We start from the raw sequence: 24,220 nt of genomic DNA, 5'->3' as shown, positions 1-24,220 counted from the left end.
CAGGGATTTGGGGGCAGATTGTATCATTCAGGGCCGTTGTTAACCAACAATCGCCACGCAGGGGCGGTCAGGCGATGATGTCCGGCACCAACGCATCCTCCAAAAGCGCGATCTCGTCGCGGAGTCGGAGCTTGCGTTTCTTGAGGCGGGCGATCTGCATCTGGTCGCGCCCTCCCGCGTCCACGAGCGCCTCGATGGCGCCATCAAGATCACGATGTTCGATTCGCAGCAGTTCCAGCCGTCGCATGATGTCTTCCCGGCTCACCCACTACCCACTTTCTCGGCCATGTTGCGGACAGGCTCCTGATAACTCCCCGGACACTATCGGACCATCGCAAATTTGCACGCGCCCCATCGCAAAGCGCCGATTCCGGAAAGACAGGCGGGGCGAATCATGATCTACTCGTTCGTCCATCACCCTCATCAGGAGAATGTCATGGAAAACAGCCACGTTTCAGCTCTTTCAGCCAAACATGCCGGGCTTGAGGCACGGATCAAGGCAGAGACGAGTCGGCCGATGCCCGACGCGATCCTGGTTGCCTCGCTCAAGAAGCAGAAGTTGCGGGTGAAAGAGGAAATGTCGCGAAATTGACCCGGCATTGAGATTGAGGGCACGGGGCCGCGGGAAAACGCGGCTCCGCCCTTACTTCCCGGACAATCGGGATTGACGCGGCGCTGGGAGGCGGCGCGTTTTTTCGTGAAGGAAATGGCGAGAAGAACGCGTTTTGGTCAGCGGCCTATCTGGTGGAGGCGCAGATAGGAGGGGGCGCGGTGAGCGGCGCCGGAGGCTATGGGTTTGCGGGCGAGCTGGGGATCAATCTCATGATCGAATGCAATACCGATCTTGCCATCCTTGGCCCAGACGACCCGGCCGCTGACCCGCCCGACTCCGCGCAGTTCAAGGACGATCGCGGCATCGGCAGGCACCGGCCGTTCGCAGTCGGCCATCAGCCCGGTAGCCGACAGGTTGCGCACGCGGGCACGGCCGAGCGGCGTGCCTTCGCTGCAAGTCAGGTTGGTAAGCAGGAACAGGCTGTCCCGCGGGCCTGACCGAGCAGGTCCCCGTTCCGCCATTTCCTGATCGCTATTCATACCCAATCCCTTGCAATGACCCGTTTATTTTGCGGGACATTGCCAGCGACCGGTGGATAAAGCGTTAATCAATCGTCCCGCGAGACCTTTTCCTGCCGCTCATGACGCTCCTGCGCCTCGACAGTCATGGTCGCGATCGGGCGGGCTTCGAGGCGGCCGAGCGAAATGGGTTCGCCGGTCACTTCGCAATAGCCATATTCGCCATCGTCGATGCGGCGGAGCGCAGCGTCGATCTTGGAAATGAGCTTGCGCTGGCGGTCGCGGGTGCGCAGTTCGATCGACCAGTCCGTCTCGCTCGACGCGCGGTCGTTGAGATCGGGTTCCCGCAGGGGTTCATTTTGCAGCACGGCCAGCGTGCCTTCCGCCTCAGCCAGGATCTGCTTTTTCCAGTCCCAGAGCCGCTGGCGGAAATATTCAAGCTGGAGGGGATTCATGAACTCTTCGTCGGGCGAAGGACGATAGTCGGGGGGAAGTGTAACAGCCGATTTCGGCGGATTATGGCCGTCTTTATCGGAATTCAGGACCGATGCCATCTGGCTCTCCGACTCGAGGGCTCCGGTTCAAAAGGTCCGGTAGCCCGTGACTTATGATTGACGGCGCCTAATAACGAGCAGCGCGGGGCGACACAAGCGCGCATTCAAGAGAGCGAGCCGGGCGGCGAGAATTTGCAACGGCTGACAGTGCCACGTCCCGACGATTTGCGCGCGCGATCGACGGCATCGACCACAAAGAATAACTCAAGCCCCGCCGTTAACTCCCTTTGTATCAAAACGAGACGTTAACCATGAAGATTGTCGCTGTTCTATATTCGCCACCAACTTATAGCCTATATTCAAGGTTAATGGCGTTGAAGTTTAGCGGTTATCTTGTCTTGTTACAGGGCAGGAAACAGCTTCCGGTCTCAGAAGGCAACTGACGCGGCCAGAAGCTTGAAGACGAACAAGAGTGGATAGCTATGTCGGTACGGATGGCACTGGCCAAATTATGCGCCTGCACATGCGGTGGCGCGATCATCGGCGGAGGCGCCGTCCATGTCGCCGAGACCGCCCGGCCGGCAGGGGTCCACAGCAACAAGAGCGTGAAGGCCGCGCCCAAGCGCTATGCCGTTCGCCCGGTCAAGCGCAAGGTGGTGAAGACGGTATCCTGCGCGCCGCAGACCGTGTCGGTGACGACGCATGCGGCGCCCATCCCCCTGCCCGCGCCGCTGGCTGCCGCTGAAATGCCGATCATGTCGGGCGGTGGCGGCGTTCCTGTGGTGATGGCGGGCGGCGGCGGCTTTGGCGGCGGCGGGTTCATCGGCGGCTTCTTCGGCGGCAGCGGTGGTGGCAGCAGCGGCGGCTCGGTGGTCATCTCATCGACCAGCAGCTCAACCGGGGGCATCAGCAGCTCGACCAGCTCCACGACGGGCGGCGTTTCGACTTCGACCGGCGGGGTATCGACCTCCACGGGCGGCGTGTCCACGTCCAGCGGGAATGTCTCTACCTCCAGCGGCAACGTGTCCACTTCGAGCGGGAATGTATCGACGTCGAGCGGCAACGTGACGAGCAGCTCGTCATCATCGACGTCCAGCTCAACCTCCTCTTCCACATCGTCCAGCACGTCCTCGTCCAGTTCGACGTCATCGAGCACTTCCTCGTCCACGTCGTCGAGCAGCTCGGGCGGTTCCACCAGCAGTGGCGGCCATGATGTGCCCGCGCCGCCGATGGTCCTGCTGTTCGGCGCGGGAGCGGTGGCGCTGATGGCGCGGCGGCGTTTTGCGGAGCGCAAGGCCAAGGTGGCTTGAAGGCTTTAGGGCTGGGATTTGGCCCGGCCTGAATGATGGCGCATCAGGTGGCCCGATAGACCGACGGGCCGATGCAGCCTTTCACGCGGGGGCGTGAGAAGGGGCGGCTCGTGGGGGAGCCGCCCCTTTTTTTGCGGTCGATCGCGTCAGGCCTGCGCGATGATCTTCTCGATCTCTGGCACGGGGTGATTGGCGAGATCCTTGGCAATCTCGCCCACCAGGCGGCTTTGCACTTCCTTGTGATAATGTTTGCGCATGTGGCCGAGCGCGGTCGGCGGGGCGACGACGATGAGTTTTTCAAAGTCGTTGGCGAGCGCGCGCCGCCTGAGCAGGTCGGCTGCCTCCACGGCGAAGCGCGCCTCTTCCTGTTCATGATAATCGGTGTTGCCCATGGTGGCCTGCGCGCCCATTATATAGGGCGCACGGCCCGACAGGTCGGTGGATTGATCCCGATCGGCGGGATTTTCCTGCACCTTCACCGTTTCTGCTTCCAGATTGGGCGCCATGCGGTCGCCCTTGTTTCGGAAGAACAGCATCTTGCGACCGTCGGCAACCAGCACCATCGCGTCATGATCGATCCACATTCCCGGCTCCTTTCCTGTGACTTGCAGTCCCTAACGGACAGGGGCGCATAGGGTTGCGCGGCTGGTCGCGGAACGGCATAGGGCGGACCCATGCATGATATCCGTTTTATCCGCGAAAATCCCGCAGCTTTCGACGCTGGCCTTGCCCGCAGGGGTTTTGCGCCTTCGAGTGCGGACATATTGGCGCTGGATGAGCGAAGCCGGGCGATCAAGACGGAGTTGCAGCAGGGTCAGGCCCGCCGCAATGAAGCGAGCAAGGCGATCGGCGCGGCCATGGCGGCCAAGGACATGGAAAAGGCCGAGACGCTGAAGGCCGAAGTCGCGGCGCTCAAGGAAAGCATGCCCGCGCGGGAGGAGGAAGACCGGGAGGTGAGCGAGACGCTGCACGTCCTGCTGTCGGCCATTCCCAACCTGCCCGCCGCCGATGTGCCCGAGGGTGCCGACGAAGCGGACAATGTCGAGGTGAGCCGGTGGGGCGAGCACCGCGAATTTGGCTTCACGCCGCAGGATCATGCCGATTTCGGCCCGGCGCTGGGGCTGGACTTTGAGGGCGGCGCGGCTTTGTCGGGCGCGCGCTTTACGGCACTGCGTGGGCAGATGGCGCGGCTGCACCGGGCGCTGGCGCAGTTCATGCTGAATCGCCAGTCGGGCGAAAATGGCTATGAGGAAGTGAACCCACCGCTGCTGGTGCGGGACGAGGCGCTGTTCGGGACCGGGCAATTGCCGAAATTCGCCGAAGACCTGTTCCGAACCACGGACGGGCGCTGGCTGATCCCCACCGCCGAAGTCTCCCTCACCAATCTGGTGCGCGAGCAGATTGTCGACGTGGCGAGCCTACCGATGCGGTTGACGGCGCTGACCCCCTGTTTCCGGTCTGAGGCGGGATCGGCGGGGCGCGACACGCGCGGCTTCATTCGCCAGCATCAGTTCGAGAAGGTGGAGCTGATCGCGATCTGCAAGCCGGAAGAATCGGAGGCCGAGCATGAGCGCATGTGCGCGGCGGCCGAGGGCGTGTTGCAGGCGCTGGGGCTGCCCTATCGCAAGGTGCTGCTGTGTACCGGCGACATGGGCTTTGCGGCGGCGAAGACATTCGACCTGGAAGTGTGGTTGCCGAGCCAGCAGACCTATCGCGAGATCAGCTCCATTTCCAACTGCGGCGATTTTCAGGCGCGGCGGATGAATGCGCGGTTCAAGCCGGAGGGCGAGAAGCAGACGCGGTTCCTGCATACGCTGAACGGGTCCGGGCTGGCCGTGGGACGGACGCTGGTGGCGGTGCTGGAAAATTACCAGCAGGAGGATGGCAGCGTGATCGTGCCTGAGGCGTTGGCGCCTTATATGGGTGGGGTGACGCGGTTGGAGCCTCGGTGATTGTCGAGCGCTAGCCTTGTATCTCGTCACCCCAGCGAACGCTGGGGTCTCGGGCGAGGTTGTGCGACATCTCCTGAGATCCCAGCGTTGGCGGACGCCGCCCTACGGGTCGCTGGGATGACGGTGATGGGTTGGGATTTGGAGGGCTAAACGCGCACCCCATGAGGATCAATCCTGCCCGCCTTCCCCTGGCGCAAACCGGATTTCTGCGGCGGCGATCGTCCATGCCGATTTGGGCCGATCTGGTCTGGCGGGTGGGGCTGGTTTTTGGGCTGATCGCGCTGGTGCTGCTGATCCACTGGGTCGGGCGCGATGGGCTGAAGGACAATCTGGACGACCAGATCAGTTTCGTCGACGTGCTGTATTTCACGACCGTCACGGTAACGACGGTAGGCTATGGCGATATTGTGCCGGTCAGTCCGGAAGCGCGGCTGTTCGAGGCGCTGCTGGTGACGCCGATCCGGCTGTTCGTATGGCTGATCTTTCTGGGGACGGCCTATAATCTGTTTTTCCGCAACATCTTCTACAGGTGGCGCATGGCACGCATTCAGGCCGATCTGCATAATCATATCATCGTCACCGGATTTGGCACCAGCGGCGGCGAGGCGGTGCGCGAGCTGCTGGCGCGGGGTGTCGACCCGCGCGAGATCGTGGTGGTCGATCCGCAGGACAAGCCGCTGGTGGAGGCGGAGGATCTGGGCTGCAACGTGATGTGCGGCGATTCGACGCGGGACAAGACATTGAAGGATGTGGCGATCAGCCGTGCGCGGGCGATGATCGTGTCGGCTGGGCGGGACGATACGTCGATCCTGATCACGCTGACGGCGCGGCATCTGGCGCCCCGGTTGCCGATCAGCATCGTGGTGCGGAACGAGGATAACGAACTGCCCGCGCGGCAGGCGGGCGCGACGACGGTGATCAATCCGGTGAGCTTTGCCGGGCTGCTGCTGGCGGGGAGCACGAGCGGGCGGCATATCGCGGATTATATGGCGGATCTGGCCGCTTCGGGCGGGCGGGTGAAGCTGCATGAGCGGCGGGCGCTGGCAGAGGAGATTGGCGAGCCGTTGTCCGCGATCAAGACTGGGCTGGGCGTGCGCATCTATCGGGGCGAGCGGGTCATCGGCTTTTGGGAAGACGGCGCGCAAAGGCTTGAGACGGGGGACCTCATTATCGAGATTGTTCATGGGGATGAGGTTGGCGAAACAGACGGTTTCGCCTGATCGTTTGAGCCCGCGTGACATTTGGCGCAAAAATCCCTATGTGCGCGCCGATCATGGCAACCAAAATTCCTGAAGCGCCGAAGGTCGGCATGGTGTCGCTCGGCTGTCCCAAGAACCTGGTCGACAGCGAACGCATCCTGACCAAGCTGCGCTCCGACGGCTATCTGATGTCCGCCGACTATGCGGGCGCGGACGTGGTGCTGGTGAATACCTGCGGCTTCCTCGATTCGGCGAAGGAGGAATCGCTGGAGGCGATAGGCGAGGCGATCGCGGAAAATGGCCGGGTCATCGTTACGGGCTGCATGGGCGACGAGGCGGACGTGATCCGCGCCAAGTTCCCGCAGGTGCTGGCCGTTACGGGTGCGCATCAATATGAGCAGGTGGTGAATGCGGTGCATGACGCTTCGCCGCCGGTGCCCAATGCGTTCGTTGATCTGGTGCCCGAGGGTGGCCTCAAGCTCACGCCGCGGCATTATAGCTATTTGAAGATTTCGGAAGGGTGCAACCATCGCTGCTCCTTCTGCATCATCCCTTCGATCCGGGGCGATCTGGTGTCGCGCAGGATCGATGCGGTGCTGCGCGAGGCGGAAAAGCTGGTGCATGCCGGGACGAAGGAACTGCTGGTGATCAGCCAGGATACGTCGGCCTATGGCGTCGATACCCGGCATGAGCCGCGCAGCTGGAAGGGCCGCGAGGTGCGGGCGCATATGACTGACCTGGCGCGCGAGCTGGGGCAGCTGCGGACGAGCGAAGGTGTCGCGCCTTGGGTAAGGCTGCACTATGTCTATCCCTATCCGCATGTGGATCATGTCATTCCGCTGATGGCGGAGGGGCTGCTGACGCCCTATCTCGACATTCCGTTCCAGCATGCCTCGCCCACTGTGCTGAAGGCGATGAAGCGGCCGGCCAATGAAGCGAAGGTGCTGGACCGCATCCGCAAGTGGCGGGATATTTGCCCCGATATCGCGATCCGTTCGAGCTTCGTCGTCGGTTTCCCCGGCGAGACGGAGGCTGATTTCCAGTATCTGCTGGATTGGTTGGACGAGGCGCAGCTCGATCGCGTGGGCGCGTTCCGGTTCGAGCCCGTGGAGGGCGCGGCGGCGAATGAGCTGCCCGGCGCGGTGCCGGAAGATGTCAAGGAAGAACGCTACCAGCGGATCATGGAGAAGACGGCTGCGATTTCCGCTGCCAAGTTGCAAGCGAAGGTCGGGCGCGTGCTGCCGGTGATCATCGATGAAGTTGGCGAGGCTGACGAGGACGGCTCAATTGGCGCCACGGCGCGGAGTCAGGCTGATGCGCCGGAGATCGACGGCAATGTTTTCCTGCGTGACGTGGGCGAAGGGCGGAAGGCTGGCGACATCCTCGACGTGGTGATCGAGGATGCCGACGAGCATGATCTTTATGGCGCGCCGGTGGCGTAATGTGAATCAGCCCAGGAAGCATTACGCCTGGAAGAGAATGCTCTAATCTAAATCTCCTGACCCGTTCGGGCTGAGCCTGTCGAAGCCCTTCCCTTCTTAAGGAAGTAGAGCCCTTCGACAAGCTCAGGGCGAACGGAAGGGGGGGGGGTGTGTTCTATGCAACAGCTATAGCCCGTCAGCCTCCCGCAAACGCATCCTGATATTCGGTCTTGATCGTTTTCAGCATGGCGGCATCGACGGGCAACGGGACTTCATAGGTTCCTTCGGAATAGGGACCGGCGCTGTACGGGCCGACGACGACGACGATCCGGTCGATCAGCTTGCCGCCGCGTGAGGTGGGGACGAGGACTTCCTTCATCGGGTCGATGCATTGGGTGAAAGGATCGTCGCCGCGCATGATCGGCCCTCCCCGCTTTTTCGCGCGGGCCTTGTCGAGACCATCGCAGAAGGAATCGTGGATCGCGGCGGCGAAGGCGGCGGGGGAGGTCATGAGCGCCTGGACGCTGGTTTCGCGCTTGCGCGGCTTGTCCCAGAGCAGCACGTCATAGCCGGTCATGCCATGCGCGCCGCCTGTATAGGTGTAGCGGCTGGAGCGGAGCGACAGGAAGCGCGGCGTGTCGGCGGCGACGGTCCAGCGGGTCTCAAGACTGTGGGCGTGGAAGGGAAAGTCGGACTGCTGCGCCGATTTACGGTCGTCCGCCGCCATCTTGAGCGCGTCGGCCTTTCCGCTTTCCATGTCCTTGCGCAATTTTTCGTCGATCTGCGGCACGGCGGACGCTTGCGCAGGCCATGCGTAGAGGAATTCCAGCAGGTCGGTCTTTTCAGCCTGTTGGAAAGGCTGGGACGGCGGCTTTGGCTGTTCCGCGCCCGCCATCCGGTTGACGAAATTGGCCGTGGCGACATCATTGCCGGTGTCAGCGACATTATCCATTGCCTGATCACCAGCCGAGGGAGAACAGGCACAGAGAAAGAGGGCCAGTCCTGCGACCGGCCCTGCCTTCATTCGCATCGGTAAGCGCTGCATCAGTGCGGCTTGGCCGCCAGACAACGCTCGCTGATCGCCTTGCGGGCATAGCTGCTTTGAAGAGCCGCGGCGGCGTTGGGCCAGCCTTCCGCAATCAAAGCTTGTTCGACCTGATGCGCGCCATCGAACCGCCCGCTTTCGGCGAGTTGATAGGCACGCGCACGGAGCGCCTGCTGCCGCGCATTGTCGCCATGCATTACCATGTCTCTCTCCTTGCCAGTTTGCGTTGACATCAATCTAGACCCTTTGCCGGTCAGGGGCAAACGCGGGATGGCCGGGTCGAGGGGGCGACATCGCAAAAATGGGGCTTTCCAACCCCCTCATCCTTGTCCAGAATCCTGCCCATGACCGATTATTCCGACCTGCTGAAAGCAGATAACAATCAGCCCGCGCATATGATCCAGATTGTCGATGCGGAAAGCTTCGAAAGCTGGCTTTCCGCGCAGCCGCAGCGCGTCCGGACGATCGTTGCGGCGCAGAAGTTCGCGGGCAAGGGATATGAGCATGCGATCATTCCGGGAGATGATCCGTCGGACTGGTCGGTGGTCGCGGGGGTCGCGAACAAAGCGAAGCTCAGCAGCTGGTGCCTCGCCAAGCTGGGCGAAACATTGCCCGAGGGTCAATATCGGCTGGCGGAGGGGACGGCCGGGCCAGCCATGCTCGGCTGGCTGACGGCGCAATATCGGTTCGACCGCTATCGCCGCGATGAAAATAGCGCAGGGCCGCGCGTGCTGCTGACCAGCGAGGTGGCGCAGATCGATGCGGCGGTCAGGCTGGCGGAGGCGGTGGCGCTGGTGCGCGACCTCGTCAACATTCCCGCTGGCGACATGGGGCCTCAACAGTTGGAGGAGGAAGCGGCGAAGGTCGCCGAAGCCTTTGGCGCGCGCTTTACGGTGACGAAGGGGGACCCGCTGGAGCAGGGTTTCCCGATGATCCATGCCGTGGGCCGGGCAGCGGGCAAGGACTTTGCGCCGCGCCTGATCGAATTGCGGTGGGGCGATGCCAAGCATCCCCGCGTCGCCATCATCGGCAAGGGCATTTGTTTCGACAGCGGCGGGCTGGACATCAAGCCATCGTCGGCCATGCGCCTGATGAAGAAGGATATGGGCGGCGCGGCCCATGCGATCGCGCTCGCCCGGTTGATCATGGGCGCGCGCCTGCCGGTACAGTTGCACCTGCTGATCCCGGCGGCGGAAAATGCGGTGGGGGGCAATGCCTTCCGCCCCGGCGACATATTGCGCAGCCGCAAGGGGCTGACGGTGGAGATTGGCAATACCGATGCGGAAGGGCGGCTGGTGCTGGCCGACGCCTTGGCGCTGGCGGGCGAGGATGAGCCCGAACTCGTCATCGACTATGCGACGTTGACCGGCGCGGCGCGAGTGGCGGTCGGTCCCGACCTCCCTGCCCTCTTCACCAATGATGACGCATTGGCGGCCGAAATGGACTTAGCGGGCAGCGAAGTGGACGACCCGAGTTGGCGCCTGCCATTATGGGATGGCTATGCCGACATGCTGAAGTCGGACATCGCCGATATCAATAACGCGGGCGAAGGCGGCTTTGCCGGCGCGATCACCGCCGCGCTGTTTCTGAAACGGTTCGTGCCGGACAAGGCGAAGTGGCTGCATCTCGACACCTTCGCCTGGCGGCCGTCGCCAAAGCCGGGGCGGCCAAAGGGTGGGGAGGCATTGGGCCTGCGCGCCGTTTTCCGCATGCTGGAACAACGTTATGAAAAATCAGGGCAGAAATGACCTTTGGTACGGGGCCGTTACGCAACCGGATCGTGCATCGTGCGTTACGGGGGCATGGATGCCGCTTCTGCACAGGAACAGACGACTGAGCTGAACCGCCCAGGTCTGAAACAACTTGCCCAATGGATGCGCACGCTGGTCGATTATGTGCGATCCGGCAGGCCCGACCTTACCAACCGGCAAATGGCGTTGATGATGACCGTTTACATCAGCGCGGGGCCGCATACGGTGCGGGGACTCGCCGAGGCGCTGCATGTATCGAAGCCGGTGATTACCCGCGCGCTGAACAAGCTTTCGGCGCTCGGATATCTTCGCCGGGAGCGGGATGCGGCCGATCGGCGTAATATTTTCATCACCAGGACCCCCAAAGGGGCGGAATTCCTTGACGCGTTTCACCATTTCATCGCAGGAACCGGCCGCGATGAACGCCACGACTTCAACTCCGCGGAACGCACCGCCTGAACGTATCCGGTTCAAACTAGACGGCCGCTCCGTCAAGCTGGACAGCCGCATCCACGCCGCACGCGGAGACCTGGCTGACCTGTCGCTGGCAGGGGTGCTGTTTTCCGCGCATTATGCCCGTTCGATTGAACTGACCTGCGTTGCGGCGGGGACGCCGCTGCTGTCCTCGCCCGCCGTCACATCTACGGCCGTCAGCGAATTGCTGCGCGGCGAAAGCTTCCATGCGCTGGACATGACCACGGACTGGGCCTGGGGCTTTTGCGGGCATGACGGCTATGTCGGCTATGTGCGGCGCGAGGCGCTGGACACGCATGAAGAGACTAACCACCGGATTTTTGCTGGCACCGCGCCACTATTCAGCGCGGCCGACATCAAGTCGCCCATTCGCGATTACTGGCCGGGCGGCGCGCTGTTCACCGGACAGGCGGCGGACGGATTCGTGGCTTGTGCCGAAGGATATGTCCATGAGCGGCATGCCGTCAGCGCCGATGCGACGGAAAGCGATTGGGTCGCCGTGGCGCTGCGCTACCTTGGCCAGCCCTATGTGTGGGGCGGACGGGGCCATCGCGGCATCGACTGTTCGGGACTTGTGCAGGTCGCGCTGGGTCAGTGCGGGATCAAGGCGCCGCGCGATACGGACTTGCAGCGGGAAGGCATCGGCAACCCCCTGCCCTCCGACGAGCCGTTGAAGCGCGGCGACTTCGTCTTTTTCCCCGGCCATGTCGGCATCATGACGGACGGCGAAAATCTGCTGCATGCCAATGCCCATTGGATGGCCGTGGTAGTCGAACCATTGGCGGACGTGGTCGCCCGGCTGACGGCTGACCATGCGGAACCGATAATTTCGCGGCGGAGGATCGGCGCGTGACCCACAAGATTTTCATCGACGGCGGCGTCGGCACCACGGGGCTGGAGATTGTCGAGCGGTTGGCGGGGCGACCCGAGCTGTCCTTCATCACGTTGGACGAGGACAAGCGGAAGGATGCAGCGGCGCGGCGGGAGGCGTTGAACGCCGCCGATATCGTCATCCTGTGCCTGCCCGACGATGCCGCGCGGGAAGCGGTGGCGTTGATCGACAATGACCGGACGCGCGTGATCGATGCGTCGACCGCGCATCGGGTTGCGGACGGTTGGACCTATGGCTTTGCCGAGCTGGAACCGGGGCATCGGGAAAAGCTGGCGAACGCGCGGTTCGTGTCCAATCCCGGCTGCTGGCCCACCGGCTTCCTGGCGCTGGTGCGGCCGCTGGTGCTGGGCGGGTTGCTGCCTGCCGACTGGCCGGTGACGGTGTCCGGCGCGTCGGGCTATTCCGGCGGCGGCAAGGCGATGATCGCCGAGTTTGAGGGCGAAGGCGGCGCGCCGAGCGCTTTCCGGCCCTATGGGCTCAGCATGACGCACAAGCATATTCCGGAGATGCTGCGCTATTCGGGGCTGTCGCATCCGCCGATCTTCGCGCCTGCGGTGGCCAATGCCTATCGCGGCATGATCGTCGAAGTGCCGTTGCAGTTGCGCGCGATGGCGGATGCGCCGAAGGTTGCGGACATTCATGCGGCGCTGGCTGATGCCTATGCGGGATCGCCGATCGTGAGCGTTGCTTCGCTGGAGGACAGCGCGGCGATGGGTCAGGTCGCGATCGAGCATGTCGGCGCGACGGATCGGCTGGCGCTGTTCGTGTTCGGCAATGAGGATGCGGGTCAGGTGCGGCTGGTGGCGGCGCTCGACAATCTGGGCAAGGGCGCGGCCGGGGCTGCGGTGCAGAATCTCAATATATTGGCCGGGTTGCCCGAAACGGCTGGGTTGCGGCTTTAGGGCGCGCTCGCTGATAGTTTAAGCGCATCGTCTTGCACCCAAGCATCCGCATCTAGGCTCCTTTTCCGTCACCCCGGGCTTGACCCGGGGTCCCGCTGCCTGGGCGGTTTCAGATAAGAAGCGGGACCCCGGATCAAGTCCGGGGTGACGATCATTCTAGGATGATCAGTCTCTAATGAACCGTGCCGAGTGGCGCGTCGTAGGTAAGCAGCACGATCAGCCGCTCGATCTGACGCCAGTGGCAGAAATGGATATAGTTGCCGAGGTCGCGGCTGCGGTCGGCGCGCGCGGCGGCTTCATAGCCCGCATTGTCACCGAAGGCCGCCATCAGCTCCGCCGCGTCGTCATAGCTTTTGCGGTCGGAAAGATATGGCAACTGCATGTGAACCCCCGAAAATTTCTCGCCGCGATGGAAACCAAGGGTTCAATTGCCGTGCCAGTTTCCCGCTTCCACGGATGGGGGCGGCTTTCGAGGGTGAATGGCGCGTTAGGCAAGTCCCGTTGCGGTACAGTCGTCCTGCAACGGGACTGGGCTGTCTCCCGACGGGACTGCGCCGTCCCGCGACGGGGCGATCCGCAAAGGCTCTGGCCTTGGCGGGCGGGCCGTGGCAAGGGCGGTGCCGATGACCAATGGCAAGAAGAATCCGACCGGCGCGGGCGCCATCATCGCGCTGCTAATCCTGGGCGGCGCGATCATCGGCGGCATGATGGGGCAGCCGAGCGCGGGCCTGCTGACCGGCGCGGCGCTGGGGGGCATAATCGCGCTGCTGCTGTGGTTGCGCGAACGGGGCTGACGGGGCGCCTTGCCGCGCGAGAATTCGCAGCATAGACAGGCGACATGAAGAAGCATCTGATCGCCATCACCCTTATCCTCCTGCTGATCGCCGGGGGCGTCATTTTCTATCTGGCGCAAGGGAATACGGCGCAGTTGGCGGCGGGTGAGGATGTGGGGAAAGAGCCGGTTTTCACTGCGCCCCGTAGCGAGCTGATCCCTACCATCAACGTGGCCGAAGTGAAGGTCTGGACGGCGGGCGAGAAGCCGGTGGCGGCGAAAGGCCTTGCCGTCGCGCGCTTTGCCGAGGGGCTGGCACATCCGCGATCGATGCTGGTTCTGCCCAATGGCGACATATTGGTGGCTGAGACGAACAGCCCGCCCCGCCCCGCCGGTGGAATCGTCGATCGGGTGATGAGCTATCTGATGGACAAGGCCGGTGCGGGCGTTCCTTCGGCCAATCGCATCACCTTGCTGCGCGATGCGGATGGCGACGGGCGCGCGGAGGTGAAGACGGCATTCCTGACCGGGCTTAACTCGCCCTATGGCATGGCGCTGATCGATGGCACGCTCTACGTCGCCAATACCGACGCGCTGATGGCTTTCCCCTATAAGGAGGGCGAGACGCGGATCACCGCCAAGGGGCGCAAGATCCTGAACCTGCCCGCGAACGCGCCCAACATGCACTGGACCAAGAGCCTGACGGCTGGCCCCACGGGGCTGCTCTATGTCGGTGTCGGGTCGAACAGCAATATCGCGGAAGACGGCCTGGATGGCGAGGCGAACCGCGCGGCGGTGCTGGAGGTCAATCCCAGGACCGGCGATTATCGCATTTACGCTTCGGGGCTGCGCAATCCGGTGGGGCTGGCTTTCGAACCCAATAGCGGGACGCTGTGGGGCGTCGTCAATGAGCGCGACATGCTGGGCAGCGACCTGGTGCCTGATTATCTGACGCGGGTGGAGTTTGGCGGCTTCTACGGCTGGCCGTGGAATTATTGGGGCGGTTATGAGGACCGCCGCGTGCAGCCGCAACGGCCCGAAGTGCGCGAATATACCAAGCGGCCGGACTATGCGCTGGGCAATCATGTCGCGCCGCTGGGGCTGGCCTTTGCCGACAAGGTGAAGATCGGCGGGGCGTTCGCGAACGGCGCCTTTGTCGGACTGCATGGCAGCTGGAACCGCAAGCCTGCCGCCGGTTACAAGGTGGTGTTCGTGCCCTTCGAGGCGAATGGCGAGGTGGGCAAGGCCAAGCCTGTCGATGTGCTGACCGGCTTTCTGGATGCGAAGGGCGACGCGCGGGGGCGGCCTGTCGATGTGGCAGGCGACGCGAAGGGCGCGCTGCTGGTCAGCGACGATGTCGGCGGCGTGATCTGGCGGGTGACTGGCGCGAAGTGATTGAGAGCGTGATCGCATTACGCGGGCGCATCCGCATCAAAGCTCCTTTTCCGTCACCCCGGGCTTGACCCGGGGTCCCGCTGGCTGGGCGGCGTAAGATAAAAAGCGGGACCCCGGATCAAGTCCGGGGTGACGACAACTCTAACATGATCATGCTCATGAGCGATTTCCAAGCGCTCGGAACCGAGTGCTGGTCGAAATCGCGGCAAACAAAGGATCAGAGCGAACGGCCGTTGCGGCCTGCCAGTTCAACCACATATTGCCAGGCGACGCGGCCTGAACGGCTGCCGCGCTGGGTTGCCCATTGGATGGCTTCGAGCGGGTCGAAGCTGAGGCCGAGGCTGTTCGCATAGCCGGTGACGATGTCGACATAGGCCTGCTGGTCGATGGCGTGGAAGCCGAGGCTGAGGCCGAAGCGGTCGGACAGCGCCATCTTGTCATCGATCACGTCACGCGGATTGACGGGATCATCCTGCTCCGACAGGTGGCGCGGGACGATGTGGCGGCGGTTCGACGTCACATAGAGGCGCACATTGGCGGGCCGTGCCGCCGTGCCGCCCTGAAGCAATGAGCGCAGCGCGCGCGCGTCACCGACGCCATTTTCGTCGAACCCGAGATCGTCGAGGAAAAGGATGAAGGGGCGCTGCGTGGTGCGCAAAATGGAGAAGAGGCGCGGCAGGCTGTTCAGTTCATCGATCGCGCATTGCAGCAACGCGATGTCAGCGCCCTCCCGCTGGAGCCGGTCGATTACGGCGGCGACGACCGCGGACTTGCCCGTTCCGCGCGCGCCCCAGAGCAGCGCGTCATGCGCAGCGTGCCCTGCGGCGTGGCGGCGGGTGTTTTCGAGCAACGTTGCCTTTTGCGCGTCGATGCCGGTCAGAAGGTCGTAATTTACCGGAATGAAGGCATCCACGGCCTGAATCGCGGCGCCGTCCCAGACATAAGCGGGCGCGGCGGCGAGGTCGGCGGAAATGGCCGGTGGCGGCGCGATCCGTTCCAGCGCTTCGGCAATGCGGCTGAGAGTTTCCTTGTTCATGCGCCGGGCTTAATCCGCCTCCCCCGCCCCCGCAAGCCGCGTGGCCCTGTCATTCTTCTGTCGTAATGGACTTTTACTCTGCGGCGCTGGAGCTTATATCGCGGGGCCGTGACCATCCCAAATCCTGCCTATTCCACCCGGATCAGCCGCTATGGCGCCGAAGCCCTGCGCGAGGCCGCGCTGCTGATCCGCGCGGGCGAGCCGGTCGCGGTGCCGACAGAAACGGTCTATGGGCTGGCCGCCGACGCGACGGACGAAAGCGCGGTCGCGGCGATCTACAGCGCCAAGGGGCGGCCGAGCTTCAACCCGCTGATCGTGCATATTTCGGACAAGGAGATGGCAGAGCGGCTGGCGGTCTTTTCGCCCGTGGCGGACAAGCTGGCGGCGCGATTTTGGCCGGGCGCGCTGACCATGGTGCTGCCGGTGCGCGAAGACAGCGGCCTGTCATCGCTGGTGACGGCGGGCTTGCCGACGGTCGCCCTGCGCCTGCCCGCCCACCCGGCGATGCGCGCGCTGATCCGGGAAAGCGGGCGACCACTCGCCGCGCCATCGGCCAATCGCAGCGGGGCCATCAGCCCTACACGGGCCGAGCATGTGCTCGCCAGCCTGAATGGCAAGGTGCGGCTGATCCTGGATGAGGGGCCGACAAGCGAGGGGCTGGAGTCGACGATCGTCGCGCCTGAGGGTGACCGTATCCGACTGTTGCGGCCGGGTCCGGTAACGGCGGCGATGCTGGAGCAGGCGACGGGCCTTCCGGTCGTGACGGGCGCGGCCGATGCGAAGATCGAGGCGCCGGGTCAGTTGGAAAGCCATTATGCACCATCCAAGCCGGTGCGACTGAACGCGCTGCGGGCGGAGAAGGACGAATATCTGATCGGCTTTGGCCTGATGCCGTGCAATATCAATTTGAGCCCGGATGCCGATGTGCAGGAGGCCGCGGCTAACCTGTTCGCGGCGCTGCATGTCGCGGATGCGAGCGCGGCGACGCATATTGCGGTGGCGCCGATCCCGGATGTGGGGATTGGAGTGGCGATCAATGACCGGCTGCGACGGGCGGCGGCTTAATTCGCGAAGCTGGAGTTTGGGTTAGCGCAGAGGCGCAGAGAGCGCAGAGATTTTTCTGGGGCCATTTGGCCCGTTCTCCAATCTCTGCGAATTGTGCGCCTCTGCGCGAAATCATTATGGCTGAGTATCTAGAGCCGAGTGCCTTTAATCTGAATCACTTAACCCGTTCGGGCTGAGCTTGTCGAAGCCCCTTACTTCTTAAAGAAAGAAGAGAAGCCCTTCGACAAGCTCAGGGCGAACGGAACTTAGGGTGTTGATACAAGGGCAGCGGAGTACCGCGCTTCCTCAATCGCAATCCCGATAGCCAGCCCGTTTGCATTCGCGGCGGCGCTGTTCTTCGGCTTTCTTGCGGTCGCGCGCTTCCCTGGCCTCCTGCTTGCGCATGCGGCGGCCATAGTTGCGGTCGGATTCTTCCTGGCTGGTGGTGGCCCAATCTGCGGCCTGCGATCCGGCGCGCACCGGCAGGGTGGCTACGTCCAGCGCCGTCTTTGCGATGCAGCCCGGGAGGGCCAGCATTATTCCGGCGGCGGCAATTGTCGCGAATGGGCGCATTGATATTCCCCTGTGAACTGCTGGCGTGCTTGGCATGGTCAGGATTAACCTTAGCCTAAGCGGTATTGGTGGGTTGGGGGGAGGTGTGAGGTTTCTAGTGTTTGAAGGCCACCCCCTCCCCGTTCGGGCTGAGCTTGTCGAAGCCTCTTTCCCTTAAAAAAGAAGAGAAGCCCTTCGACAGGCTCAGGGCGAACGGAGGAGAGGATGGGATCAGCCCTCGATCCGCTCCGCAAATCCCTTGCGCAGTTTGGCGAGCTTGGGCGGGATGACCGCCATGCAATAGGGGTTACGGTCGCCGACGCGGTCCCAATATTTCTGGTGGTAATCCTCGGCGGGATACCAGGGGGCGTCCGGTTCGATCGTGGTGACGATCGGGTTGCCATGATCCAGTTGCGCGCGGGCGATGGCGGCTTTGGCTTCCGCTTCCTGCTCCGGCGAATGGGGGAAAATGGCGGAGCGATATTGGGTGCCGATGTCGTTGCCCTGCCGGTTGAGCGTCGTCGGATCATGCGTCGCGAAGAAGATGTCGAGCAGGTCGCCATAGGAAATGACTTCCGGATCATAGGCGATGCGGATCGCCTCGGCATGGCCGGTCGCGCCGGAGCAGACCTGCTCATAGCTGGGATTGGGCAACTGACCGCCGAGATAGCCGCTTTCGACCGACCGAACGCCTTTCAGATTTTGATACACCGCCTCGGTGCACCAGAAGCAGCCACCTGCCAGCGTCGCGATTTGTTCGGCCATTCGCCTGTTCCTTATCCTATGTGGGGCACAAGATAGTTATGTTCAGGCGGCCGTTCCAGCCTGCCCCACGGCTGCCTCCGCCTTGGCGCGTTCTTCGGCGACCAGTTCCTTGCGCGACAGTTTGCCGACCAGCGTCTTGGGAAGGTTCAAACGAACCTCGACCTCACAGACTTTTTCATGCTTTCCGAGTTGGGGATTAAGCCATGCCTTCAGCGACTCGCCGTCCGTCTTCGCGCCTTCCTGAAGCGTGACGAACGCTTTGGGGGACTCGCCGCGATAGGGGTCGGGGATGCCGATAACGAGCGCCTCTTTCACGTCGGGGTGATGGTAGAGAACCTCTTCCACCTGGCTGGGGAAGACTTTGAAGCCGCCGACCGCGATCATGTCCTTCAGCCGGTCGACGATCTTCACATAGCCATCGGCGTCAATCAGGCCCACGTCGCCGGTGCGCAGCCAGCCGTCGACGAAGACTTCCTTGTCAGCATCGGGACGTTGCCAATAGCCCTTCATGATCTGCGGACCGGCAAAGACGAGCTCGCCCGGTTCGCCGGGTGGCGGAGGCCGCGTCGGGTCCTCCCGATCCACGAGCTTGACGCGCGTTCCGGGGACGGGTTGACCCACGGTGCCGGGCTTGTTCAGTCCTTCATAGGGGTTGGAGCAGACGACCGGGCTGCTTTCGGTAAGGCCGTAGCCTTCGCACAGTTTTGCGCCGGTGGCGGCTTCGAACCGTTTCTTGAGTTCCAGCGGCAGGGGCGCGCCGCCCGAAATGCACAGGCGCAGCGAGGAGAAATCGATGTTCGGCGTCGCCGGATGATCGAGCAGCGCCTGGAACATGGTCGGGACGCCGGGCATTGACGTGGGGCTGGTTCGCTGAATGGCGGCGAGTACCTGTACGGCTTCGAACCGGGGCAGCATCACCATTTCGCCGCCGTTGAGGACCGTACGGTTAAGGACGCAGGTGTTGGCGAAGACATGGAAGAAGGGCAGGACCGCGAGGATGCGGTCGATGGCTTCGGGATGCGGATCGATGAGGCGTATCTGACGGGCATTGGCTGTCAGATTTTGATGGGTGAGCATTGCGCCCTTTGGCCGCCCGGTGGTGCCGCCGGTATATTGCAGCAGGGCGACGTCGTTGACCGGATCGATGGCAACTGGCGCGGGGTCTTCGCCGTGGCGCAGCAGGTCGGCATAGTTAGTGATGCGCGGGTCATGCGGGACCGGCGCGGTTTCCTTACGCTTGAATATGCGGAACAGCAGCGATTTCGCGGGTGGCAGCACCTCCGCGACGCAGCCGACGATCAGCCGTTCGAGGCTGCTATTGTCCAGCACTTCCTGCGCGGTGGGCAGCAACGCTTTGGCCGATAGGGTGAAGAGAATCTTGGTGCCGCTGTCCTCGACCTGATGTTCCAGCTCGGCGGCGGTGTAGAGGGGGGAGAAATTGACGACGGTCGCACCCGCCATCATCGCTCCATAATAGGCCGCGACATAATGGGGGACGTTGGGGAGGTAGAGGCCTACCCGGTCACCCTTGCGCACGCCCAGATCCTGAAGCCCCTTCGCGACCCGGCGGATGACACGAAGCATGTCGCCATAGGTCGTCTTGCGGCCGAGGAAGTCGATCATCACGGCATCGGGATTGGCCGTCGCACTGTCCAAGACCATGTCCACCATCGACATGGGAGGGAAGGACTGATCCCAAGGGAAAGGATGATTATAATGGTCTTTCCAGACCGTCTCGATGCTCTCCATTAACGGAGATGTATGTCAGGCCCCTGCTTTACGCAAGCGTAAAGCAGGGGCGTCAGGGCAGAATCAGACCTGGCCCTGATTGTTGCTGAACGGGTCGAGGATCGTGGCAACGCCCGAGATCAGCTCCGCCTCGCTCTTCAACGCTTGCTCGGCCCGGCGGGCAGCGTCGTCGCGCTCGCGGCGCAATTCCTCGATCAGTGCTTCGCGATCGCCGTCCAGGCGGGAGTCCGTCGGGGCTTCGATGCCGAGCTTCTTCGCAGCCTTCGTCACCAGCGCGTCCAGTTCCCGCTGCGAGCAGAGGCCGAGGGTCACCGGATCCTTGGGCACGATGTTGGAGATGTTCCAGTGCGTGCGGTCGCGGATGGCGGCGATGGTGGTGCGGGTGGTGCCAATCAGCTTGCCGATCGCGCCGTCCGAGATTTCCGGATGGTTGCGCAGGATCCAGGCGATGCCATCGGGCTTGTCCTGACGCTTGGACACCGGCGTGTAGCGCGGGCCCTTGGTCCGGCGGACAGGCTCGGGGCCTTTCAGCATCTTGAGGCGATAATCGGGGTTGGACTCACCCTTGTGGATTTCCTCCATCGTGATTTCATGCGCGCGGACGGGGTCGCGGCCGGTATATTTGGTGCCCGCCGTGTCATCGGCGATCGCCTGCACTTCCAGGATATGCAGCCCGCAAAATTCCGCGATCTGGTCAAAGCTGAGCGCGGTATTGTCGACCAGCCAGCTGGCGGTTGCATGGGGCATGAGAGGCTGGGACACGAGGATTCTCCGGCACTAAAAACAACAAGGGCCGCCCAAGCAGGGCGGCCACGCCCGTCCTGAGATAGTGCAAGAAACCCGGTGGAGCAAGGAAAAGCGTCAGGCCGCGCTGTCTCTGACGACGGGATCGATGCAGTGAAGGCCGGTCAGGAATTCGTCGGCGCTGCGTTCCCAGCTGAAGCTGCGGCCATGGGCGGCGCAGGCGGCCCTGTCGCAGCGCAACGCAGCGGCGATGGCGTCCTCCAGCCGTTCGGATAGCGCGCCGGTTTCGGGCGTCACGATGTCCACCGGCCCGCTGACCGGATAAGCGGCGACGGGGGCGCCGCATGCCAGCGCCTCGATCATGACGAGGCCGAATGTGTCGGTGCGGCTGGGGAAGACGAACACATCGGCGCCCGCATAGGCGCCCGCCAGTTCCTGACCGAAGAGCGGGCCGAGGAAATGCGCGTCCGGATAGGCGCGTTCCAGCTGCGCCCGTGCTGGGCCATCGCCGACGACCACCTTGCTGCCGGGGTGATCACTGGCAAGGAAAGCCTCGAGATTCTTCTCGATGGCGACCCGGCCGACATAGAGCTGGATCGGGCGCGGGAGATTGGCGAATATCGCTGGCGGCGTTGCCTCGGCTGTGAAGGCGGAGAGGTCCACTCCCCTGCCCCATGGCCGCACCTGCGCCAATCCATGGGCGCGCAGTTGCTGCCGCACCGATCGGGTGGAGACCAGCACCGCCCGCGCCGGGCCATGAAACCAGCGAATGTAGGACCAGAACCAGCGCGCCGGCAGTCCTGTCCGGCGCGAGACATAGTCGGGAAAATGCGTGTGATAAGCAGTGGTGAATGGCACCCCGCCCCGCAGGCACCAGCGCCGCGCGGCAAGACAGAGCGGCCCTTCCGTCGCAAGATGGACGGCATCCGGTTCAAAGGCCGCGATCGCATCACCCACCACGCCCGATCGCACGAAGGCCAGGCGGATTTCGGGATAGGTCGGACAGGGGAAGGAGCCATAGAGATCGGGCGAAATGACCTTGACGGCATGTCCCCGCGCCTCCAGCTCCGCCTGAATGGTCTGGAGCGTTCGGACGACGCCATTCACTTGAGGCGACCAGGCGTCGGTCACGATCACGATGCGCATCAGGCGGCTATCCTCACCTGATCGCCCACGGCGCGTGCCGCGACTTCATCAGCCCAATGCAGCACCTCCATACGGCCGTCGAAATGTTCGACAAGCGCGGTGCATCCCTCAACCCAATCGCCGTCATTATAATATTGGATGCCGCCGATCTCACGCATTTCGGCATTGTGGATGTGTCCGCAGACTACGCCATCGACGCCGCGTGCACCCGCCTCATGCGAAACCACTTCTTCAAATCGGGAGATGAACTCGACGGCGTTCTTGACCTTGTGCTTGGCCATTTTGCTGAGCGACCAATAGGGCAGACCCATGCGCTGGCGCACCGCGTTCACCACGACGTTGAGGCGCATCAGCAAGCCGTAGGCGGCGTCGCCCACGAAGGCGAGCCAGCGATGGGCCAGCATGATCGTGTCGAACTCATCGCCGTGCAGGACAAGGAGCTTGCGGCCGTCCGCAGTCTCATGGATCGCCTTGCGCCTGATCTCGACCCCACCGAAGCTGAGGCCCGTGAACTGGCGGAACATCTCATCATGATTGCCGGGGATATAGACGACGCGAGTGCCGCGCTTGGCACGCTTCATGATGCGCCAGACCACGTCATTATGCGCGGCGGGCCAGTAGAAGCGCCTTTTGAGCCGCCAGCCGTCAATGATGTCGCCGACCAGATACATGGTCTCGCTATCGACGCTGTCGAGAAAATCGATCAGCAGCTTCGCATTGCAGCCGCGCGTGCCGAGATGGATGTCCGAAACCCAGACCGTGCGGTAACGGCGACGCTTGCCGCCCTGTTCCGGCGTGTCGAAATGTTGAGCGCCTTCGAGCATGTCCGCCAGGAAAGGCAGGCGTGTGATGGCATTCATGATGCAACCCCTGGAGCTATTGTCCTCGGGACCGAATCCTTAGCGGCGCAATGTTACAATCCCGCAGCGAATGTGACGGAAATGCTACGGTTTACGGGGTTTTACGGTATCGCGAAATAGAAGTGATCGGCTGTTTTATAGCCATTGGCGGACATTCCAAATCCTCCCTGCGCGAAGCGTGGGGAGGGGGACCAGCCGCAGGCTGGTGGAGGGGAAAATGGCACGACCTGTGAGATTTCCCCTCCACCATTCGCTTCGCGAACGGTCCCCCTCCCCATCTCACGATGGGGAGGATTAGCTATGACCGCAATCCACCCAACAGGCCCTCAGACAGTCAGAACGATCTTCCCGAAATGCTCCCCCGCATCCATGCGCGCATGTGCCCGCGCCGCCCCTGCCAAGGGGAAACGCTGGTCCATCGCCGGACGGAGCCTGCCTCCCTCCACGAAGCTCCAGACCTCACGGATGATTTCATCTGCCACCAGGCTCTTGAAAGCGGAGGAGCGGGGCCGCAGTGTCGATCCGGTCAGCGTCAGCCGCCGGGTCATCACCGCCGGAATGAAGATTTCCGCCTTCGCCCCGCCCAGCACCGCGATCGACACATGGCGGCCATCTTCGGCAAGGCATTGCAAGTTTCGGGGCACATAGTCGCCGCCCACCATGTCGAGAACCGCCTGCACGCCTTGACCAGCAGTAATGCGCTTTACCTCTTCGGCAAAATCTTGGACACGATAATTGATGGCATGATGCGCGCCCCAAGCCTTCGCCTGCTCGCATTTCGCATCACTGCCGCAAGTGACGATGATGGTGATATCAAAGAGGCGGCAGAGTGAAATCGCCATCGTGCCGATGCCGCTGGTCCCACCATGCACCAGCACCGTATCGCCCCCGACGACATAGGCACGCTCGAACAGGTTGGTCCAGACGGTGAAGAGCGTTTCGGGCAATGCCGCCGCTTCGACAATGTCGTAGCTGTCCGGCACGGGAAGGCACTGGCCTGCGGGCGCAACCGCATATTCGGCATAGCCGCCGCCAGTGAGCAAGGCGCATACGCGCTGCCCGATCAGTTTCTCCGCGCTGCCGCCAGCCGCGACGATCGTGCCGGACACCTCCAGCCCCGGAATATCGGACGCACCGGGGGGCGGCGGATATTTGCCCTGCCGCTGCAAGACATCCGGCCGGTTCACGCCTGCCGCGGCGACCCGGATCAGCACTTCATCCGCTGCGGGGGCAGGAACCGGACGACGCTCAGCCACCAGAGCTTCGGGACCGCCGGGCGATGGAATGGCAATCGCCATCATTTCATCAGGCAATTTCGCCTCAAACCCCATGATGGCCATTCCCCCGCAATAATCTGGCACCGCGGCTGAAAATCGCAAGCGGCATAAGGGCCTTATTGACAGAGGCGCCCCGGCGGTCAACATTGGCATTCATGGACATGGACGACGATCTGCCTCGCAAGATTGATGATCCGCTGGCCCAACTGCTTCGACAGGATTTGGGTCCCTTATCCCTTGCCGATCTGGAAGAGCGCATCAGCGCGCTGGAGGGTGAAATCGCCCGAACCAGATCAAAGATTGAAAGCGCCGTTAACCACAAATCAAGTGCTGAGGCGTTATTCAAGCGATGAACCCGCGCCCCGCCCC

28 protein-coding genes are annotated in these 24,220 nt (G+C 63.1%); 12 read left to right on the top strand and 16 right to left on the bottom strand.

Annotated features, from left to right (window positions below):
- Window positions 1-67 precede the first annotated feature (67 nt).
- Complete coding sequence (locus tag ACZ5ZH_RS02100; RefSeq protein WP_449471510.1) at window positions 68-247, bottom strand: YdcH family protein; 180 nt, start codon at window positions 245-247, stop codon at window positions 68-70.
- A gap of 189 nt (window positions 248-436) precedes the next feature.
- On the opposite strand from ACZ5ZH_RS02100, the gene ACZ5ZH_RS02095 reads away from it, so the two are divergent.
- Window positions 437-592, top strand: coding sequence for a YdcH family protein (locus ACZ5ZH_RS02095; protein ID WP_196225701.1), 156 nt, complete (start codon window positions 437-439; stop codon window positions 590-592).
- A gap of 137 nt (window positions 593-729) precedes the next feature.
- Here ACZ5ZH_RS02095 and ACZ5ZH_RS02090 read toward each other — a convergent pair whose 3' ends face one another.
- The 4 genes from ACZ5ZH_RS02090 to ACZ5ZH_RS02075 form a co-directional block, all read right to left on the bottom strand.
- Entirely contained in the window at window positions 730-1,092 is a 363-nt protein-coding gene (locus tag ACZ5ZH_RS02090) for a PilZ domain-containing protein (RefSeq protein WP_464772023.1), read from the bottom strand.
- A gap of 68 nt (window positions 1,093-1,160) precedes the next feature.
- A complete protein-coding gene (gene dksA / locus ACZ5ZH_RS02085; RefSeq protein ID WP_196225699.1) occupies window positions 1,161-1,625 on the bottom strand; it encodes an RNA polymerase-binding protein DksA in 465 nt (154 codons plus the stop codon).
- A gap of 565 nt (window positions 1,626-2,190) precedes the next feature.
- Complete coding sequence (locus ACZ5ZH_RS02080) at window positions 2,191-2,865, bottom strand: hypothetical protein (protein WP_449471507.1); 675 nt, start codon at window positions 2,863-2,865, stop codon at window positions 2,191-2,193.
- Between the two features lie 156 nt (window positions 2,866-3,021).
- A complete protein-coding gene (locus tag ACZ5ZH_RS02075) occupies window positions 3,022-3,459 on the bottom strand; it encodes a host attachment family protein (RefSeq protein ID WP_460987669.1) in 438 nt (145 codons plus the stop codon).
- A gap of 90 nt (window positions 3,460-3,549) precedes the next feature.
- Between ACZ5ZH_RS02075 and serS the strand changes: the two genes are divergently transcribed.
- The 3 genes from serS to rimO all read left to right on the top strand — a co-directional run bounded on the left by serS (window position 3,550) and on the right by rimO (window position 7,468).
- Window positions 3,550-4,827: a serine--tRNA ligase gene (serS, locus tag ACZ5ZH_RS02070; protein WP_464772022.1), complete on the top strand. Its 1,278-nt coding sequence runs from the start codon at window positions 3,550-3,552 to the stop codon at window positions 4,825-4,827.
- 161 nt (window positions 4,828-4,988) lie between these two features.
- Entirely contained in the window at window positions 4,989-6,047 is a 1,059-nt protein-coding gene (locus ACZ5ZH_RS02065; protein ID WP_464772021.1) for a potassium channel family protein, read from the top strand.
- 38 nt (window positions 6,048-6,085) lie between these two features.
- On the top strand, window positions 6,086-7,468 hold the full coding sequence (gene rimO, locus ACZ5ZH_RS02060; RefSeq protein ID WP_464772020.1) for a 30S ribosomal protein S12 methylthiotransferase RimO: 1,383 nt from the start codon (window positions 6,086-6,088) through the stop codon (window positions 7,466-7,468).
- A gap of 175 nt (window positions 7,469-7,643) precedes the next feature.
- On the opposite strand, the gene ACZ5ZH_RS02055 is transcribed toward rimO, so the two are convergent.
- Complete coding sequence (locus tag ACZ5ZH_RS02055; protein WP_464772574.1) at window positions 7,644-8,492, bottom strand: DUF4163 domain-containing protein; 849 nt, start codon at window positions 8,490-8,492, stop codon at window positions 7,644-7,646.
- Window positions 8,492-8,695: a hypothetical protein gene (locus tag ACZ5ZH_RS02050; RefSeq protein ID WP_464772019.1), complete on the bottom strand. Its 204-nt coding sequence runs from the start codon at window positions 8,693-8,695 to the stop codon at window positions 8,492-8,494. Before ACZ5ZH_RS02050 ends, ACZ5ZH_RS02055 begins: the two co-directional genes overlap by 1 nt.
- A 141-nt stretch (window positions 8,696-8,836) precedes the next feature.
- Between ACZ5ZH_RS02050 and ACZ5ZH_RS02045 the strand changes: the two genes are divergently transcribed.
- The 4 genes from ACZ5ZH_RS02045 to argC are packed head-to-tail and all read left to right on the top strand — an operon-like array spanning window position 8,837 to window position 12,511.
- On the top strand, window positions 8,837-10,240 hold the full coding sequence (locus ACZ5ZH_RS02045) for a leucyl aminopeptidase family protein (RefSeq protein ID WP_464772018.1): 1,404 nt from the start codon (window positions 8,837-8,839) through the stop codon (window positions 10,238-10,240).
- Between the two features lie 54 nt (window positions 10,241-10,294).
- Window positions 10,295-10,702, top strand: a complete 408-nt coding sequence (locus ACZ5ZH_RS02040) for a MarR family winged helix-turn-helix transcriptional regulator (RefSeq protein ID WP_196225691.1) — start codon at window positions 10,295-10,297, stop codon at window positions 10,700-10,702.
- Complete coding sequence (locus tag ACZ5ZH_RS02035) at window positions 10,662-11,570, top strand: C40 family peptidase (RefSeq protein ID WP_449471497.1); 909 nt, start codon at window positions 10,662-10,664, stop codon at window positions 11,568-11,570. Before ACZ5ZH_RS02040 ends, ACZ5ZH_RS02035 begins: the two co-directional genes overlap by 41 nt.
- Entirely contained in the window at window positions 11,567-12,511 is a 945-nt protein-coding gene (gene argC, locus ACZ5ZH_RS02030; RefSeq protein ID WP_460987662.1) for an N-acetyl-gamma-glutamyl-phosphate reductase, read from the top strand. Before ACZ5ZH_RS02035 ends, argC begins: the two co-directional genes overlap by 4 nt.
- 172 nt (window positions 12,512-12,683) lie before the next feature.
- Here the strand turns inward: argC and ACZ5ZH_RS02025 are convergent, their stop codons facing one another.
- Complete coding sequence (locus ACZ5ZH_RS02025; protein ID WP_196225688.1) at window positions 12,684-12,893, bottom strand: hypothetical protein; 210 nt, start codon at window positions 12,891-12,893, stop codon at window positions 12,684-12,686.
- 241 nt (window positions 12,894-13,134) lie between these two features.
- Here ACZ5ZH_RS02025 and ACZ5ZH_RS02020 point away from each other — a divergent pair, with 241 nt between their 5' ends.
- A complete protein-coding gene (locus ACZ5ZH_RS02020; protein WP_449471494.1) occupies window positions 13,135-13,305 on the top strand; it encodes a hypothetical protein in 171 nt (56 codons plus the stop codon).
- A gap of 44 nt (window positions 13,306-13,349) precedes the next feature.
- Window positions 13,350-14,678, top strand: a complete 1,329-nt coding sequence (locus ACZ5ZH_RS02015; RefSeq protein ID WP_464772017.1) for a PQQ-dependent sugar dehydrogenase — start codon at window positions 13,350-13,352, stop codon at window positions 14,676-14,678.
- 217 nt (window positions 14,679-14,895) lie between these two features.
- Here ACZ5ZH_RS02015 and ACZ5ZH_RS02010 read toward each other — a convergent pair whose 3' ends face one another.
- Window positions 14,896-15,714: an ATP-binding protein gene (locus tag ACZ5ZH_RS02010; RefSeq protein WP_464772016.1), complete on the bottom strand. Its 819-nt coding sequence runs from the start codon at window positions 15,712-15,714 to the stop codon at window positions 14,896-14,898.
- Between the two features lie 108 nt (window positions 15,715-15,822).
- Between ACZ5ZH_RS02010 and ACZ5ZH_RS02005 the strand changes: the two genes are divergently transcribed.
- Entirely contained in the window at window positions 15,823-16,779 is a 957-nt protein-coding gene (locus tag ACZ5ZH_RS02005) for an L-threonylcarbamoyladenylate synthase (protein WP_464772015.1), read from the top strand.
- Window positions 16,780-17,064: 285 nt separating this feature from the next.
- On the opposite strand, the gene ACZ5ZH_RS02000 is transcribed toward ACZ5ZH_RS02005, so the two are convergent.
- The 7 genes from ACZ5ZH_RS02000 to ACZ5ZH_RS01970 all read right to left on the bottom strand — a co-directional run bounded on the left by ACZ5ZH_RS02000 (window position 17,065) and on the right by ACZ5ZH_RS01970 (window position 23,905).
- On the bottom strand, window positions 17,065-17,331 hold the full coding sequence (locus ACZ5ZH_RS02000) for a hypothetical protein (RefSeq protein ID WP_464772014.1): 267 nt from the start codon (window positions 17,329-17,331) through the stop codon (window positions 17,065-17,067).
- A gap of 210 nt (window positions 17,332-17,541) precedes the next feature.
- A complete protein-coding gene (gene msrA, locus ACZ5ZH_RS01995; RefSeq protein ID WP_464772013.1) occupies window positions 17,542-18,075 on the bottom strand; it encodes a peptide-methionine (S)-S-oxide reductase MsrA in 534 nt (177 codons plus the stop codon).
- Window positions 18,076-18,117: 42 nt separating this feature from the next.
- Complete coding sequence (locus tag ACZ5ZH_RS01990) at window positions 18,118-19,824, bottom strand: long-chain-fatty-acid--CoA ligase (protein ID WP_464772012.1); 1,707 nt, start codon at window positions 19,822-19,824, stop codon at window positions 18,118-18,120.
- A 63-nt stretch (window positions 19,825-19,887) separates the two neighbouring features.
- The gene (locus ACZ5ZH_RS01985; protein WP_460988174.1) at window positions 19,888-20,571 is read right to left on the bottom strand and encodes a DUF1013 domain-containing protein; all 684 of its coding nucleotides are present in this window, start codon (window positions 20,569-20,571) and stop codon (window positions 19,888-19,890) included.
- Between the two features lie 114 nt (window positions 20,572-20,685).
- Entirely contained in the window at window positions 20,686-21,714 is a 1,029-nt protein-coding gene (locus tag ACZ5ZH_RS01980; RefSeq protein ID WP_464772011.1) for a glycosyltransferase family 4 protein, read from the bottom strand.
- Complete coding sequence (locus ACZ5ZH_RS01975; RefSeq protein ID WP_464772010.1) at window positions 21,714-22,574, bottom strand: UDP-2,3-diacylglucosamine diphosphatase; 861 nt, start codon at window positions 22,572-22,574, stop codon at window positions 21,714-21,716. The genes ACZ5ZH_RS01980 and ACZ5ZH_RS01975 overlap by 1 nt, the downstream gene beginning before the upstream one ends.
- A 326-nt stretch (window positions 22,575-22,900) precedes the next feature.
- Window positions 22,901-23,905 (bottom strand): NAD(P)H-quinone oxidoreductase, encoded by a 1,005-nt coding sequence (locus ACZ5ZH_RS01970; protein WP_464772009.1) that lies wholly within the window; start codon window positions 23,903-23,905, stop codon window positions 22,901-22,903.
- A gap of 101 nt (window positions 23,906-24,006) precedes the next feature.
- Between ACZ5ZH_RS01970 and ACZ5ZH_RS01965 the strand changes: the two genes are divergently transcribed.
- Window positions 24,007-24,204, top strand: a complete 198-nt coding sequence (locus ACZ5ZH_RS01965; protein ID WP_449471479.1) for a DUF1192 domain-containing protein — start codon at window positions 24,007-24,009, stop codon at window positions 24,202-24,204.
- Window positions 24,205-24,220: the final 16 nt, after the last annotated feature.

The organism is Sphingobium sp. TomMM7A (assembly GCF_055397305.1).
This window is presented reverse-complemented; position numbering and strand designations above follow the sequence as displayed.